Genomic DNA, 16217 nt, shown 5'->3' with positions numbered 1-16217 from the left:
CCAGCGAAGCCGGACCGGACACAGGCTCCATTGTGGACCCTGCGCTCCGTTTGCGACGCCCAATCTACCAGTACGTCCGTTCTTTATAGCGGTCGGCACGCCCGGATGTGGGAGTCCCGGAGCTGATCCGGAGACGCCCGGCGCGTGGCTTGGCCCCTGACGACGACGAGGTGGCACGATATCGGGCGTGAGCACCCCCGACGATGCCGTGACGTTCCTCGCCTACGAGGCGGAGCCACTCATGTCGTTGCACGTAGGGGAGGAACCCTCGTGGATCGACTTCCAGGAGGTCGTCGCCGACCTGGCGGACGACGGGGTGTCCGCACCCGAACCCTTCGTGGAGGGGCTCCGCACGGTCGTGGCCGACGCGGCAGGACGCGGACTGGACCTCAAGGTCGTGTACACCGAGGCTCCGGCCGCCGTCTATACCGACGCCCGCGATCTGGCCACCCTGCTCGGTCAGGAGTACCCGGGCACGATCTTCGTCCGCACGCCTCTGTTCGTGGGGAGCTCGAGCGACTCGATCCCACGGCACCTCCTCGAGGCCGGACAGGACGACGCGATCCAGGAGTTCGATCCTGTCGCCTCGGCCGCTGTGTTCTCGCACAAGGTGACGGTTCCGGGACCTCCGTGGGGCGCCCTCACCGCTGTCACGCTCGTTCTCGCGATCGTCGCGGTGATCGCGTTCCTCGTCGCCCTCCGGCGTCGACGTCGTTGATCTGACACACCGTTGACCTGACAACCGGAGTTTCCGGCCTTCCCGCCGTCCCCGGCCTCGGACAGGAGGCGCGGGGGATTCTGCGCGACACGCCCGTCTTCCTGCCGTTACTCGAGTTACACCTGTGTATTTTGCTCGCGGATGTTTTGTCTGAGGCTTCTGTGACCTACGGTGCTTAAGGAACCATAGGTTCTGTCGAGCACATCTGAGACTCCAGTGGCGCAGGGGAAGGCATCACCGGATTCACCTCAGACGGCTCGGCGGCGCGCCCTGCTGCCCGGGTCGCGTTCGATGTCGCACCCCGGGTGCGGTCAGCGGAAGGTGAAACGTGGAGCCCGACAATCAGTCGCGCCGCAGAAGCGGCGAGCATAGTCGTCAGTACCCCGGCCGGTTGCCGGGGCGAGCCGCCATCGCCGCGGCCCTCGTCCTGGGAACGGCGTCGGCCGTCGTGCACGTTCCCGTCGCCATCGCCCAGGAGGCCACGCAGGTCGCTCCCGGCGACATCAGTGGTCTGATCCGGGCCGTCGCCGACGCCACCGCGCGCCTGGATACGACGCGTCAGTCCATCGCCGTCGCCAAGGAGGACGTCAACAAGTCCTTGGTCGACCTGCAGATGGCCCGGATCGAACTCGATCGCGCCATCGCCGACGCCGACCGCACCGCGGGAGAGCGTGCCCGTGCGGAGGAGAACGTCGACACCGCACGCGGTACCCTGGATGACTACTCCCGACTCCTGTACCGACAGGGCACGGCCCCCGGTGCGGCCGCCGCGGTCCTCGCTCCGGGCGGACCGGCGGACGCGGGGCTCCGGCAGGAATACCTCTCGCGTGCGGCAGCCGATCAGCGCACCGTCGTCGACGGCATGGTCGCCGCGGCGGACGAGGCCGCCCTGAGAGAGGCACAGGCGATCGAGGCGCGCGGTGCGGCCGAGCAGAAGTTCGCCGACGCCAGCGCCCGTCGTGACGCCGCAGAGTCGCAGGTCTCCGACGTCTCGGCGCAGACAGCCGCGCAGGAGGACGAGGTCCGGGACCTGACCGCGGAGCTCGAGCGGCAGAAGAGTGCTCTCGCCGAAGCGGGGGCCTCTCCCGCGGGACCGGCGTCCGGGGAAGCGGCAGAGGTCGTGGTGGACGATGAGTCGATGCGAGCCGACGCTGTCCGGGCCCTCGCCGCCGAGCCCCAGGCGGCCGAGCAGGCCGCGGACATCGCCTCGGCGCTCCCGGCACACCTGGATCTCGGAGCGATACGCCAGTACGCGGGTTCGTCGAATCGGATCGGTCAGGCGATCGGCGGGCAGATCGACGCCGGGTCAGTCGGGGCCGCCGTCGACGCCGGCATCAACGGCGACACCGACGCGATCGTCCAGCAGGTCGCGGACGCGATCGCCCGTGCCGATTTCGGCTCGATCGCCGACGGTCCGGCGGCACCGACCGCTCCGCCGGCACCCGGCCAGAACGGTGGAGACGGCGGAGGAACCGGGACCCCGTCCCAGTCGGCCCGGGTCGAACTCGTGGTCAACCGCGCGCTGTCGCAACTCGGTGTGCCCTATGCGTGGGGCGGCGGAGACGCGAACGGGCCGACCAGGGGCATCCGTGACGGCGGCGTCGCGGACAGCTACGGCGACTACAACAAGATCGGCTTCGACTGCTCGGGGTTGATGATCTACGCGTTCGCCGGGGTCGGTAAGGCGCTGCCGCACTACACCGGGTACCAGTACACCGCAGGACCGCAGTACCCCGTCTCGCAGCGAAAGCGGGGCGACATGCTCTTCTGGCCCGGTCACGTCGCGCTCTACCTGGGCGACGGGAAGATGGTGGAGGCACCGCAGTCCGGTGACGTGGTCAAGATCTCGCCGGTGCGGATGGCGGGCATCTCACCGATGGTCGTCCGACTGATCTGATCCCGGTGGGGCGTCTGATCACGGTGGGGCACGCCGTGGCCGAACCGGTTGTCCGCCCATCCCGGTACTGTCGGACCGACACCCCCGAGACGGCATCGTGTGTCGGCCCGGGACACCAGACCACGCGAAGGAGCCCTCCGCGGTGAGCGAATCCCACCTCGACCCATCGGCACACACCGGCGAGCCGCCCGCCTCGAGCGCGTCCTCCGCCGCCGAGGACGCTCGACTGCTCGAGCGGGCCGTGTACGAGGTCAAGAAGGTGGTCGTGGGCCAGGACAGGCTCATCGAGATGATCCTCGTGGGACTGCTGTCCCGGGGACACATCCTTCTCGAAGGTGTTCCCGGCGTCGCCAAGACGTTGACCGTCGAGACGTTCGCGACGGTGGTCGGCGGGAGCTTCAACCGCCTGCAGTTCACGCCGGACCTCGTGCCGGCCGACATCGTCGGCACCCGTATCTATCGCCAGGGCCGTGAGGAGTTCGAGGTCGAACTCGGCCCGATCCTGGCCAATTTCGTCCTCGCCGACGAGATCAACCGCGCACCCGCCAAGGTCCAGTCAGCGTTGCTCGAGGTGATGGCCGAGGGCCACGTGTCGATCGGTGGGCAGACCTTCCCGATGCCGTCGCCGTTCCTGGTGATGGCCACGCAGAACCCCATCGAGAGCGAGGGCGTCTACCAGCTCCCGGAGGCGCAGCGCGACCGCTTCCTCTTCAAGCTCGTGGTGGACTACCCGAGCCCCGAGGAGGAGCGTGAGATCGTCTACCGGATGGGCACGACCCCGCCGGAGCCCACGCAGATCCTCGGTGTGGACACCCTGAAGCGCCTCCAGCAGTCGGTGCGCGAGGTGTTCGTCCACCACGCACTCGTCGACTACGTCGTGCGGGTGACCGTCGCCACCCGCGAGCCCGAACGTCACGGTCTCGAGGACGTCGCCCGGTGGCTCGCGTACGGTGCCTCGCCGCGGGCGACGCTCGGCGCGGTCACGGCCGCTCGCGCCCTGGCTCTCGTCCGCGGACGCGACTACGTGGTGCCCCAGGACATCGTGGACGTCCTCCCGGCCGTGTTGCGGCATCGACTGGTCCTCACCTACGACGCCCTCGCCGACGAGGTCACCGCCGACACCGTGGTCCACCGGGTCCTCGAGGCGGTGCCGCTACCGCAGATCAGCGCGGTCCCGGTCCCGGCCGGCGCGCAGCCGACCCGGTGACCACCGCGCACGACGAGGGGCGTGGCGACACCGTCGACCCGTCATCGCGCGCCGCCCTCAACCACCTCGAACTCCTCGTCACCCGACGCCTGGACGGAGTACTCAACGGCGACCACCGCGGTCTGCTCCCGGGCCCCGGGACCGAACCCGGGGAGGCGAGGCTCTACGAGCCCGGCGACGACGTCCGGACCATGGACTGGTCGGTGACGGCACGGACCACCCTCCCGCACATCCGGCAGACCATCGCCGATCGGGAGCTCGAGACGTGGATCGTCGTGGACGTCGCACCGTCGCTCGACGTACAGGGCCTGTTCGGAACCAAGCGGCGGCTCGTCGAAGCCGCGGTGGCCACCGTCGGTTTCCTGTCCGCCGGGGGAGGGAGCCGTGTCGGCGCGATCCTCACCGGCGACGGTCGTCCGCGGATCCTCCGGGCCACGGGTGGGCGTGACCATGTCCGCCGCATCCTCGAGGACGTCTCCCGGTCCGCGACCGACATCGCCCCCGGAGGTGGTCTTGTCGACTGCCTCAAGACAGTGCGCACCGCCGCACGCCGCCACGGCCTCGTCGTGGTGATCTCGGACTTCCTGTCCGACGTCGACTGGGAGCGTGAGCTCAGAGTCCTGGGCAGCAGACACGAGTTCCTGGCGGTCCACGTGGCCGATCCCCTCGACATCGCCCTCCCCGCCGTCGGGGCCGCGGTGCTCCAGGATCCGTCGGCCGGCGAGATCCTCGAGGTCGAGGTGGACGACGCACTGGCCGCCGACTACCGGCGGGTGGCGGGGGAGCACCGCCGCGAGGTACGCGCCACCCTGCGGCGCTGCGGCGCGCCCGTGCTGGGACTGCGGACCGACCGTGACTGGGTCCGCGATGTGATCGACTTCGTCGGCGTCCGTCGGCAGGGGGGAATCCCGACCGGCGAGAGTCTCGAGCGGGACCTGCCCGACGACGTGTCCGTGCCGGAGGTGCGTCCATGAGCCTGTCCGAGTTCCAGCACCCGCTGTGGCTACTCCTCCTGCTCGCCCCGGCGGCGATCGCGGTCGGATACCTGATCGCGCTGCGGTCCAAGAAGCGGCGCACGGTCCGCTTCGGCAACTTCGGGGTCGTGCGATCGGTGAACACCGACCGTCGGCGACTGTTCACGCACGTACCCGCAGTACTCCTCATCCTCGCGTTGGTGTCGCTGGTCGTGGCCCTGGCCGCCCCCCAGAAGGAACAGAAGGTCCCACGGAACCGCGCCACCGTGATGCTCGTCGTCGACGTCTCACTGTCCATGGAGGCGACAGACGTCTCACCCTCCAGACTCGAGGCCGCGCAACAGGCGGCCACGACCTTCTCCAACAACCTCACGCAGGGCGTCAACCTCGGTCTGGTCTCCTACGCCGGCACCGCGTCCATGCTCGTCGCCCCCACCACCGATCGGGGGCCCGTCGTCCGCGCGATCGACAGACTGAAACTGGACGAACGCACGGCGACGGGCGAGGCGATCTACACCGCCACCCAGGCGATCACGACGTTCACCGAGAGCCTCGGCGGCCCTGACCAAGCCCCGCCCGCCCGGATCGTCCTGCTCTCCGACGGCAAGGAGACCGTGCCCACCGATCCGACGGAGGAACGCGGCGCGTTCACCGCCGCCGAGCGTGCCGCCGAGGCGGGCATCCCGGTGTCCACCATCTCGTTCGGAACGATGTACGGCACCGTGGACATCGAGGGCAGGCCACAGCCGGTTCCAGTCGACGACGCCTCACTCAAGACGATCGCGGAACTGTCGGGCGGAGACTTCTTCACCGCGTCGAGTCTCGAAGAGCTCGACTCCGTCTACCGGACCCTCGAGGAGCAGATCGGCTACGAGTGGAAGAAGGCGGACGCCTCCCGCCCGTGGCTGATCGCCGGCGCACTTCTCGCCATGCTCGCCGCCGCGGGCTCGCTCGCGGCGCACCGGCGCATTCCCTGACGACGGGACCGGTCCGACAGTCCGCTCGAGCTGCCGTGGAGCGGCTCGCTAGGGTGGTCCCATGGTTTCCGAGAGCACGCGCGACACCACCTCCCGAACGGTCCTGGTGACCGGTGGCAACCGAGGAATAGGCAAGGCGATCGCCGAGCGACTCGTCGCCGACGGTCACCGGGTCGCGGTCACGCACCGTGGCTCCGACGTCCCCGACGGGGTGTTCGGGGTCCGGTGCGACGTCACCGATCCGGACTCCGTCGACGCGGCGTTCGGTCTCGTCGAGGCCGAGCTCGGTCCCGTCGAGGTGGTGGTGTCCAACGCCGGAATCACCGACGACACCTTGCTCATGCGCATGAAGGACGAGCAGTTCACGCGGGTCGTCGAGGCGAACCTCGCCGGTGCGTTCCGTGTGGCCAAGCGCGCGTCCCGCGGGATGCTGCGGGCCAGGTCCGGCCGGTTGATCTTCATCGGTTCGGTCGTCGGCCAGTCGGGAACCGCGGGCCAGGTCAACTACGCGGCGTCGAAGGCGGGACTGGTCGGAATGGCCCGGTCGCTCACCCGCGAACTGGGCTCGCGCAATGTCACCGCCAATGTCGTGGCGCCGGGGTTCATCGACACCGATATGACAGCGGCACTGGACGAGAAGACTCAGGAACTCGCCGTGGCCGCGATCCCGCTCGGACGGAAGGGCTCGGCCGAGGACGTCGCCGGAGTGGTGAGCTTCCTCGCCGGCGACGACGCCGGGTACATCTCGGGGGCAGTCATCCCCGTCGACGGCGGAATGGGAATGGGGCACTGAACATGACGACCAACGACACCACCGCAGACGCAGCCGACTCCGCCACCGGCACGAGCGGGGCCACCGCAGGGCTGCTCGCCGGCAAGACGATCCTCGTCACCGGCGTAATCACCGACGCCTCGATCGGGTTCCACATCGCCAAGCACTGTCAGCTCCACGGCGCCGAGGTCATCCTCACCGCCTTCGGGCGCCCCTCCCTGGTCAAGGCCATCTCCAAGCGGCTCCCGGTCCGACCCCCGGTGATCGAGCTCGACGTCCAGAACGAGGACGACCTCGCGACCCTGGCCGAGCGCGTGCGGGAGCACGCCGACTCGCTCGACGGAGTCGTCCACTCGATCGGCTTCGCACCACCAAGCTGCCTCGGCGACCCGTTCCTCGATGCCCCGTGGAAGGACGTCGCGGTGGCACTGGAGATCTCGGCCTACTCGTACGCATCTCTGGCGAAAGCGGTCCGGCCCCTCCTCAACCCGGGTGCCTCGATCATCGGTCTGGACTTCGATCCCCGGTTCTCCATGCCGTTCTACAACTGGATGTCGGTCGCGAAGAACGCGTTGGAGGCGGTCAACCGCTACGTCGCCCGTGAACTCGGTCCCGACCGCGTGCGGTCGAACCTCATCGCTGCGGGCCCCGTCAAGACTCTCGCCGCCAAGTCCATCGCCGGCGACGCACTCGGCCCCGGCGGCGAACTGGACACTATGCAAGACGAATGGTCTCGCCGGGCACCCCTGGGCTGGGACGTCAACGACCCGACCCCGGTCGCCACGACCGCGGTCGCGCTCCTGTCGGACCTGATGGCCTCCACGACCGGCACCGTGATCTACGCCGACGGTGGGGCGGGGACGGTGTCCTTCAGCGAACAGGGCAGCTGACATGACCGACGCCGGTACGACGGGCCACGCTCCCGTCGACGCACTACTGCTCCTGTCCTTCGGGGGTCCCGAGGGCCAGGAGGATGTCATCCCGTTCCTGGAGAACGTCACGGCCGGCCGCGGGATCCCCACCGAGCGGCTCGAGGAGGTGGCGACGCACTACCGCCACCTCGGCGGGCGGAGCCCGATCAACGACCTCAACCGCGAGATCATCTCCAACGTCGAGGCGGAGCTCGCCTCCCGGGGTCGAGACCTGCCGGTGTACTTCGGCAACCGCAACTGGACGCCGATGGCCGCCGACACAGTGCGTCAGATGGCCGCCGACGGGATCCGCAACGCCGCGGTGTTCGCCACCTCGGCGTGGGGCGGGTACTCCGGTTGCGCGCAATACCAGGAGGACATCGTCCGCGTCCTGGACAGCATCGATGACGCACCGTCGATGATCCGACTGCGGCAGTTCTACGACCACCCGTTGTTCGTCGAACGGTTCGCCACGGACTTGCGTGCCGCACTCGATGCCGCCGCCCCGGGGGCGCGTGTCGTATTCACCGCCCACTCCGTCCCTGATGCCGCCGACGCGGTGGCCGGGCCGCCGGAACTCGGGGGCCACCTCTACAGCCGTCAAGTGCAGGAGGCCTCGCGTCTCGTCGCGGACACCGCCGGGGTACGGGAGTACGACGTGGTGTGGCAGTCGCGCTCCGGACCGCCGAGCGTCCCCTGGCTCGAGCCCGACGTCGTAGACCACGTGACCGCACTCGCGACAGGCCAGGGCGTCACCGACGTCGTCGTCGTCCCCATCGGGTTCATCTCCGACCACGTCGAGGTGATCTGGGACCTCGACACCGAACTGGTCGACGAGGTCCGTGATCTCGGGGTGACGGTGACCCGCTGCGCCACCCCCGGACCGAGCCGGGAGTTCGCCCGGATGATCGTCGAACTGCTCGACGAGGCCGAGTCCGGAGTCATCCAGTCCCGTCCGGGCTGCGTACCGTCGCTCGGCATGAACCGCGACGGCGCCCGCTGCGCGGTCGGCTGCTGCGCTCGGTGAACGGGGGAGGGATGCTCCGCCGTCAGGGGTGACCCGACCGACTTAACGCGTCGTCGCCAGCCGCGGCGACGGCCGACCGTCGCGCGGCGTCCTTCACGGCCACCAGGCGCCGCAGGATCGGCTCCCGCGTCGCGGGGTCCACGCCGATCCCCGGCCGCGCCAGCGCGAGCGAGGTGATCGCCTCGACTCGGTCTATCCGGTCGATCAACTGGAGGACCCGAGACGGCAGGCCCGCCGGGACCCGGGTCACGGTGGAATGCACGTCCACCATCTCCGCGCCACCGCCGGCGGCTGACTCCGCGGTGCGCTCGATCAGCTCGGCGGCCTCCACGACGGCCGTCCCGAGGTCGTACAGCGCCTCGGCGGGGCCGGCTGGCTGCGGCGCCACGGGACAGTCCGCCACGCCCCGGACCCGCCACCGGAGCACGTCGGCGTGCGGCCGCACGACGGTCAGACAGAGCGCCGCACGGCTGCGCGGATCACGGATCAGTACGCCCCATCCGGCCTCGGCCACATCGGCGCGCACCGCGGGGACTGGCGGCAGGCTCGCCGAGTCGCCCGGCGTGGTGGTGAGCAGCGACAGGACCTCCGCCGCCGGGTGGTCCGCGCCCGCCTCGCGGAGCAGGCGGACCACGCTCGGGAGGAGTCCCACCGCCCCGGCACCGGGGTCCACGTCGCCGGTGCCCGGGACCGGCTCACCGACGACCTCGACCAGGTGTGACTGGGCCAGTCCGCTGACGTAGGTGATCAGGTCGTCGAACGGTTGGCCCGCCCACGCGGTGCGCAGGAGGTACAGCGGCAACGCCCACGCGGGGGACAGGGCCGTACTGGTGGCGAGTGGTCGTGACATGACGATCGATCCTACCGCCGGTGTGCCGACCGGCCCGGCCGTGTCACACCGACTACGGTGGCTCCCCATGGCTGACATGTACGGTTCCGACGTCCTCTCCGGCACCGCGCGGCGGCGTCGCCCGGAGGTGCCGGTGATCGACGCCAAGCGGGACCTGGTGGTCGAGGACGCCGGGTCCGGGTTCTGCGGCGCAGTGGTGGGTTTCGACCGGAGTTACGACGGCGAGTTCGTCAAACTCGAGGACCGCAAGGGGAGGGTCCGCCTGTTCGCCATGACCCCGTCGGCGTTCCTCATCGACGGCCGGCCGGTCACGCTGCGCAAGCCCGCTCCCGCCAAGCCCACGGGCCCCGCCGTGACGGCCTCGGGGTCGCGGAAGGTCGAGGGCCTGCGCGCCCGCACCGCACGCGCGGGACGGATCTGGGTCGAGGGTATCCACGACGCGGCGCTGGTGGAGAAGATCTGGGGCCACGACCTGCGGGTCGAAGGCATCGTGGTGGAACCTCTCCACGGCATCGACGACCTGCCGGGGCTCGTCGCCGAGTTCGCCCCGACCCCGCAGGCCCGTCTCGGCGTCCTGGTGGACCACCTCGTCGAGGGCAGCAAGGAGTCGCGGATCGTCGCCGGCCTGGGCGGGGACGTCCTGGTGACCGGACATCCCTACATCGATATCTGGCAGGCGGTGAAGCCGGCCGCGGTCGGCATCCGTGAGTGGCCGGTCGTTCCCCGCGGCGAGGACTGGAAGACCGGGATCTGCACCCGCCTGGGCTGGGGAGAGCCGGCGGACGGCTTCCGTCACGTGCTGTCCTCGGTGAGCAGTTACCGGGACATCGAGCCCACGTTGCTCGGCGCGGTGGAACGCCTGGTGGATTTCGTCACCGAGCCCGCCTGACCGGCATCTTCACGTCGAGCACCATCCCGGCGACTCCCACTGCGGCGAACCCGACCGTCGCCCACAGGGCCGCCGTGCCCGTGCCCTCGGCGAGCGCGTTGCCGAGCAGGATCGCGGCGACCGTGCCCGGTGCGCTGCCGATCACCGTCGCCGGCAGGAAGTGACGCCGCCGGATCGACGTGAGCGCGGCGGCGTAATTGAGGACCGAGAACGGCACAGCCGGCACCAGTCGCATGCTCCCGACCGAGAGCCAGCCCCGTCGTCGGAGCCGCGCGTCCACCCGTTCGATCCGGGGGTCCGCGCGCAGCGCGGCCGTGCGTTCGTGGCCGAGGCGTCGAACCACCTCGAAGGCCACCGCCGCCGCGATACCGGTCGCGACGAGGGAACCGGGGATGGCCACCGACGGCGGGAACAGGACCGCGGCGGAGTAGGTGAAGGTGGACCGGGGGATCGGCGCGACGGTGACCGTCGCGTACGCGGCGAAGAACGCGGGGGCGAACCACGGTCCCAGTTCGCCGGCCCAGGTGCGGAACTGGGCGAGCCCCGGGGTGGGGACGAGGGCCGCGAGGACGACGACGACAACGATCGCCACCACCCAACCGATAACCCGTCCACGCACCGGGACGACTGTAGTCCTCCCCGGACCCCGTGTTCCCCCCGTGGGTTGCCCACGCTCAGGGCGTGTTCCTCCCCGTCCGCGGCGCTGCACTAGAGTCGCGAGGTGACCCCCTTCACTCCACAAGAGAACGAGGTACCGGTGACCAGCCCGACCAACGGTCCTGACCTTCACTCCTGGTACGCCTCTGTGGGAGCCGTCCTCGCGAAGGCCGCCCGCAAGGATCCTGCCGACATGCCCGAAGACGCCTGGCGGAAGCTCATCGCCACCACGCGGGACGGGATCGAGATCAACCCGCTGTACACGCGGGAGGACGAGATCGCGGAGAGGTCGGAGCCGGGACGGTTCCCGTTCGTTCGCGGTGGCGCTCGCACCGGACTCCCGGAGGGCGGCTGGCACGTCAGCGCCCGGGTCGAGGTCGACGGGAACGCCGCCGAGGTCAACACCGCGGTCCTCGACCAGCTCGAGCAGGGTGTCTCGGCGCTGTGGCTCACGGCGGCCGCCGCCGAGCTGCCCGCCGTCCTCAAGGACGTCTACCTCGATCTCGCGCCGGTGACGTTCGATTCCGGCGCCGCGACCGCCGAGGTCGCCGAGGCCTATCTCGACCTCCTGGACCAGCGTCGTTCCGCCGGCGACGGGGTGACCGATCGCGCCGCCGTGGTGGCCGACCTCGGCGCGGCACCTGTCACCGCCGCCTATGCGGGCGCCGAGTCCATCGATCTCGACGCCGCGGTGGCCCTGGCCGCCAAGGCCGCTGACCGTGAGGAGACCATCCGCACGTTCGTCGCCGACGGAACCGTGTTCCACGCCGACGGTGCGGGGGATGCGCAGGAGCTCGCCTACGCCGTCGCGGCCGGGCTCGAGTACGTGCGTGCGCTGATCTCCTCGGGTATGTCCGCCGACACCGCGTTGCGTCAGGTCTCCTTCCGGCTGTCCGCCACGGACGACCAGTTCGCCTCGATCGCCAAGTTCCGCGCCGGTCGCCTCATGTGGGCACGTGCGGCGGAGTTGCTCGGCGCCCCCGATGCCGGCGACGCCCCGCAGCACGCCGTGACCTCCGCCGCAATGATGTCGCGCCGCGACCCGTGGGTGAACATGCTGCGCACGACCCTCGCCGCGTTCGGCGCCGGCGTGGGCGGGGCCACCTCCGTGACGGTGCTGCCCTTCGACGCCTCGGTTCCCGGCGGGCTCGAGAGCACCTCCCGCTCGTTCGCCGAGCGCATGGCCCGCAACACCCAGCTCCTGCTCCTCGAGGAGTCCCACCTCGGCCACGTCGTGGACCCGGCGGGCGGCTCCTGGTACGTCGAGTCGCTCACCGACTCCCTCGCGGACGCCGCGTGGTCCGCCCTGCAGACCATCGAGGCCGAGGGCGGCCTGGTCGCGGCGGTCGAGTCGGGGACCGTCCGCGAGGCGATCGCGCGGGTCCGCGAGGCCCGCGACAACGACATCGCGCACCGCACCGCGCCCATCACGGGCGTGTCCGAGTTCCCGAACCTCGCGGAGCAGCCGCTCGACGCCTCCCGGCGCGGAGGCGACGACTACCGCTACGGCCGCGCGTTCGAGGACCTGCGTGACCGCTCCGACGCGCACCTGGAGACGACCGGCTCGCGTCCGACGGTGCTGTTGGCGGGACTCGGCCCGCAGGCGGAGACCACGCCGCGCGTGACCTTCATCGCCAACCTGCTCGCCGCCGGCGGCATCGAGGCGCGTAACCCGGGGGTCACCGAGGCCGGCCAGTACGCCGGAGCCCGCGGCGATGACCAGATCGCGGTGCTCTGTGGCGCTGACAAGCGCTACGCCTCCGAAGGCCCGACCGCCGTCGCCGCGCTGCGGGACGCCGGCATCTCGACCGTGTACGTCGCGGGCGCCGAGAAGGGTTTCCCCGCGGACGCGACCGACCGACCCGACGGGTTCCTGGGTCTCGGTATCGACGCCGTCGCCGCCCTGTCCACCCTCCTCGACCAGCTGGGAGTGAAGTGAGATGACGACCTTCCCTGATTTCAGTACCGCTCCACTCCGCGAGGGCGCCGTCAGCGCCGAGACGTCCGCCGCGGCCACCGATGCGACGACGGGCCTCGCCGCTGACGCCCACTGGGAGACCCCCGAGGGCATCGACGTCAAGCGCGTCTACACCAAGGCCGACCGCGACGGTGTCGAGAAGGGCACCGCCAGCGCCGCTACCGAGGAGGCGGGCGGCGAGGCCGTCACGCCGTTCCCCCTCGACACCGTGCCCGGCGCCGCCCCGTTCCTGCGCGGCCCGTACCCGTCGATGTACGTCAACCAGCCGTGGACCATCCGCCAGTACGCGGGCTTCTCCACCGCCGCGGAGTCCAACGCCTTCTACCGCCGCAATCTCGCGGCCGGCCAGAAGGGCCTGTCCGTGGCGTTCGACCTGGCCACGCACCGCGGCTACGACTCCGACCACCCGCGCGTCGCCGGCGACGTCGGTATGGCCGGTGTGGCGATCGACTCGATCCTCGACATGCGCGAACTCTTCGACGGGATCGACCTGTCGAGCGTGTCGGTGTCCATGACGATGAACGGTGCGGTGCTCCCGATCCTCGCCTTCTACGTGGTCGCAGCCGAGGAGCAGGGGGTGACGCCGGAGCAGCTCGCGGGGACCATCCAGAACGACATCCTCAAGGAGTTCATGGTCCGCAACACCTACATCTATCCGCCCAAGCCATCGATGCGGATCATCTCGGACATCTTCGCGTACACCTCGCAGAAGATGCCCCGCTTCAACTCGATCTCGATCTCCGGCTACCACATCCAGGAAGCCGGCGCGACGGCCGACCTCGAGCTGGCGTACACGCTCGCCGACGGTGTCGAGTACATCCGGGCCGGTCTCGAGGCCGGACTGGACATCGACAAGTTCGCCCCGCGTCTGTCGTTCTTCTGGGCGATCGGTATGAACTTCTCCATGGAGATCGCCAAGCTGCGCGCGGGGCGTCTCCTGTGGAGCGAGCTGGTCGAGAAGTTCGAACCGAAGAACGCCAAGTCCAAGTCGCTGCGTACCCACTCGCAGACCTCGGGCTGGTCGCTGACCGCGCAGGACGTGTTCAACAACGTCGCCCGCACGGCGATCGAGGCAATGGCGTCGACGCAGGGTCACACGCAGTCGCTGCACACCAACGCCCTCGACGAGGCGCTCGCGCTGCCCACTGACTTCTCCGCCCGCATCGCGCGTAACACCCAGCTGCTGCTGCAGCAGGAGTCGGGCACCACGCGGCCGATCGACCCGTGGGCGGGTTCGTACTACATCGAGTGGCTTACCGCCCAACTCGCCGACAAGGCCCGTCTGCATCTCCTCGAGATCGAGGAGGCCGGCGGTATGGCGCAGGCGATCGGGGAGGGCATCCCGAAGCTGCGCATCGAGGAGGCCGCCGCGAGGACGCAGGCACGCATCGATTCAGGCCGTCAGCCCGTCATCGGCGTCAACAAGTACGTCGTGGAAGAGGACCAGGAGATCGAGGTCCTCAAGGTCGAGAACTTGCGCGTCCGCGCCGAGCAGATCGCCAAGCTCGAGAAGCTGCGCGCGGGACGCGACGAGGCGGCCTGCCAGGCCGCGCTCGCCAAGCTCACCGCTGCTGCCGACGGCCCCGCCAGCAGTGATCTCGAGTCCAACCTCCTGGCGCTGGCGATCGACGCCGCCCGTGCCCAGGCGAGCATCGGCGAGATCTCCGACGCGCTCGAGAAGGTGTACGGCCGCCACAAGGCCGAGATCAAGACCCTGTCCGGTGTGTACCGGCAGGAGGTCACCAAGGAGGGCGCCGTGGACAACGTCACCCGTGCCATGCAGATGGCCGACGCGTTCGCCGAGCAGGAGGGACGCCGTCCCCGCATCCTGCTCGCCAAGATGGGCCAGGACGGCCACGACCGTGGCCAGAAGGTCGTCGGCACCGCGTTCGCCGACCTCGGCTTCGACGTGGACATGGGCCCGCTGTTCCAGACCCCGGAGGAGGTGGCCCAGCAGGCCGCCGACGCCGACGTCCACGTCGTGGGTGTCTCCTCGCTCGCGGCCGGCCACCTCACGCTGGTCCCGGCTCTGCGCGCGGCGCTAGCCGAGGTGGGCCGCGAGGACATCATGGTCACCGTCGGCGGCGTGATCCCGCCCGGTGATTTCCAGGAGCTGTACGACGCCGGTGCGGCCGCGATCTACCCGCCCGGCACCGTGATCGCCGAGGCCGCGATCGAGCTCCTCGGCAATCTCGCCGGTGAGCTCGGCCACGAGCTGGGTTCCTCGGGCGAGGAGGCCGGCACGGAGGTGAGGTCCTGACCCGCCTCGGCTCGGGACCCGACCCCGCCGGGTCGGGCAACCTCTCGGGCAGCCTGTCCACCACGCTGGGCACCGGCTCGGTGCGCGGCCCGGTCCCGTCGGCGACCGGGCCGCGCCCGCGGCGCGAGATCGACGTCGATGCACTCCTCGACGGTGTCCTCGCCGACCGGCGGCCGATCCTCGCCCGGGCCATCACCCTGCTGGAGTCCTCCAACCCGTCGCACCGGGAGAAGGCCCAGCAGCTCCTGCTCGGCGCTCTACCGCACTCCGGTGGGGCACTACGGATCGGGATCACCGGTGTCCCCGGCGTCGGCAAGTCGACGTTCATCGAGTCGTTCGGTCTCTACCTCGTGGAGAAGGGCCTGAAGGTCGCGGTCCTGGCCATCGACCCCTCGTCCACGAGGACCGGGGGCTCGATCCTCGGTGACAAGACCCGCATGGCGACGCTGTCGACCGAGCCGCGGGCCTACATCCGACCGTCCCCGACGTCCGGCACCCTCGGTGGCGTCGCCAAGGCCACCCGCGAGTCGATGGTGCTTCTCGAGGCCGCCGGCTTCGACGTGATCCTCGTGGAGACCGTCGGCGTCGGCCAGTCCGAGGTCACCGTTGCCGGGATGGTCGACTGCTTCACCTTCCTCACGCTGGCCCGGACCGGCGATCAGCTCCAGGGCATCAAGAAGGGTGTGCTGGAACTGGCGGACGTGGTCGCGGTGAACAAGGCCGATGGGCCGCATGTGAAGGACGCCCAGCGGGCCGCTCGTGAACTCGGCGCCGCCCTACGGCTGGTCCGGCCCGCCGATGCGGTGTGGAAGGTCCCGGTCCTCACCATGTCCGGGCTCGAGAGCGACGGGCTCGACCGCTTCTGGGACGCCGTGCAGTCGCATCAGTCCGAGATGGAGAAGCTCGGCGAGGTCGCGGCGCGTCGTGCCCGTCAGCAGGTCGAGTGGACCTGGTCGATGGTGCACGACACGCTCATGGCCAGGCTGGAGGCCGACCCGGAAGTGCGGGGCGTCGCCGCCGATGTCGAGGCGAAGGTGCGTGAGGGCACGCTGACGGCGGCGCTCGCGGCCCAGGCGATCATCGACGCGTTCGACTCCTGA

At 70.3% G+C, this 16217-nt stretch carries 14 protein-coding genes; 12 read left to right on the top strand and 2 right to left on the bottom strand.

The features are described from left to right. Positions 1 to 187 precede the first annotated feature (187 nt). From OPF83_RS00375 to OPF83_RS00340, 8 genes are all read left to right on the top strand, one after another. On the top strand, positions 188 to 718 hold the full coding sequence (locus tag OPF83_RS00375) for a DUF6676 family protein (protein ID WP_264885232.1): 531 nt from the start codon (positions 188 to 190) through the stop codon (positions 716 to 718). A 328-nt stretch (positions 719 to 1046) separates the two neighbouring features. Next, positions 1047 to 2615, top strand: coding sequence for an NlpC/P60 family protein (locus OPF83_RS00370; protein ID WP_264885231.1), 1569 nt, complete (start codon positions 1047 to 1049; stop codon positions 2613 to 2615). A 142-nt stretch (positions 2616 to 2757) separates the two neighbouring features. After that, positions 2758 to 3822: a MoxR family ATPase gene (locus OPF83_RS00365; RefSeq protein WP_264885230.1), complete on the top strand. Its 1065-nt coding sequence runs from the start codon at positions 2758 to 2760 to the stop codon at positions 3820 to 3822. Further along, positions 3819 to 4796, top strand: coding sequence for a DUF58 domain-containing protein (locus OPF83_RS00360; protein ID WP_264885229.1), 978 nt, complete (start codon positions 3819 to 3821; stop codon positions 4794 to 4796). Before OPF83_RS00365 ends, OPF83_RS00360 begins: the two co-directional genes overlap by 4 nt. Then, the gene (locus tag OPF83_RS00355; RefSeq protein ID WP_264885228.1) at positions 4793 to 5773 is read left to right on the top strand and encodes a VWA domain-containing protein; all 981 of its coding nucleotides are present in this window, start codon (positions 4793 to 4795) and stop codon (positions 5771 to 5773) included. The genes OPF83_RS00360 and OPF83_RS00355 overlap by 4 nt, the downstream gene beginning before the upstream one ends. A 61-nt stretch (positions 5774 to 5834) precedes the next feature. Next, positions 5835 to 6566: a 3-oxoacyl-ACP reductase FabG gene (fabG, locus tag OPF83_RS00350; RefSeq protein ID WP_264885227.1), complete on the top strand. Its 732-nt coding sequence runs from the start codon at positions 5835 to 5837 to the stop codon at positions 6564 to 6566. 2 nt (positions 6567 to 6568) lie between these two features. Then, the gene (inhA, locus tag OPF83_RS00345; RefSeq protein WP_264885226.1) at positions 6569 to 7435 is read left to right on the top strand and encodes an NADH-dependent enoyl-ACP reductase InhA; all 867 of its coding nucleotides are present in this window, start codon (positions 6569 to 6571) and stop codon (positions 7433 to 7435) included. A gap of 1 nt (position 7436) precedes the next feature. Then, entirely contained in the window at positions 7437 to 8483 is a 1047-nt protein-coding gene (locus OPF83_RS00340; RefSeq protein WP_264885225.1) for a ferrochelatase, read from the top strand. 22 nt (positions 8484 to 8505) lie between these two features. On the opposite strand, the gene OPF83_RS00335 is transcribed toward OPF83_RS00340, so the two are convergent. Further along, complete coding sequence (locus OPF83_RS00335; RefSeq protein WP_264885224.1) at positions 8506 to 9333, bottom strand: hypothetical protein; 828 nt, start codon at positions 9331 to 9333, stop codon at positions 8506 to 8508. Between the two features lie 67 nt (positions 9334 to 9400). On the opposite strand from OPF83_RS00335, the gene OPF83_RS00330 reads away from it, so the two are divergent. Next, positions 9401 to 10222, top strand: coding sequence for a DUF3097 domain-containing protein (locus OPF83_RS00330; RefSeq protein ID WP_264885223.1), 822 nt, complete (start codon positions 9401 to 9403; stop codon positions 10220 to 10222). On the opposite strand, the gene OPF83_RS00325 is transcribed toward OPF83_RS00330, so the two are convergent. Further along, complete coding sequence (locus OPF83_RS00325; protein ID WP_264885222.1) at positions 10206 to 10841, bottom strand: TVP38/TMEM64 family protein; 636 nt, start codon at positions 10839 to 10841, stop codon at positions 10206 to 10208. The two genes, OPF83_RS00330 and OPF83_RS00325, sit on opposite strands and share 17 nt — an antisense overlap. Before the next feature lie 138 nt (positions 10842 to 10979). Here OPF83_RS00325 and OPF83_RS00320 point away from each other — a divergent pair, with 138 nt between their 5' ends. From OPF83_RS00320 to meaB, 3 genes are all read left to right on the top strand, one after another. Next, on the top strand, positions 10980 to 12818 hold the full coding sequence (locus OPF83_RS00320; RefSeq protein WP_264885545.1) for a methylmalonyl-CoA mutase family protein: 1839 nt from the start codon (positions 10980 to 10982) through the stop codon (positions 12816 to 12818). 1 nt (position 12819) lies between these two features. Then, complete coding sequence (gene scpA, locus OPF83_RS00315) at positions 12820 to 15117, top strand: methylmalonyl-CoA mutase (protein WP_264885221.1); 2298 nt, start codon at positions 12820 to 12822, stop codon at positions 15115 to 15117. An 80-nt stretch (positions 15118 to 15197) separates the two neighbouring features. Further along, entirely contained in the window at positions 15198 to 16217 is a 1020-nt protein-coding gene (meaB, locus tag OPF83_RS00310) for a methylmalonyl Co-A mutase-associated GTPase MeaB (RefSeq protein ID WP_264885220.1), read from the top strand.

The sequence above is a fragment of the Dietzia sp. NCCP-2495 genome (assembly GCF_026011735.1).
Lineage (GTDB): Bacteria > Actinomycetota > Actinomycetes > Mycobacteriales > Mycobacteriaceae > Dietzia.
The sequence above is the reverse complement of the archived record's forward strand: the minus strand, read 5'-3'. Positions and strand labels throughout refer to the sequence as shown.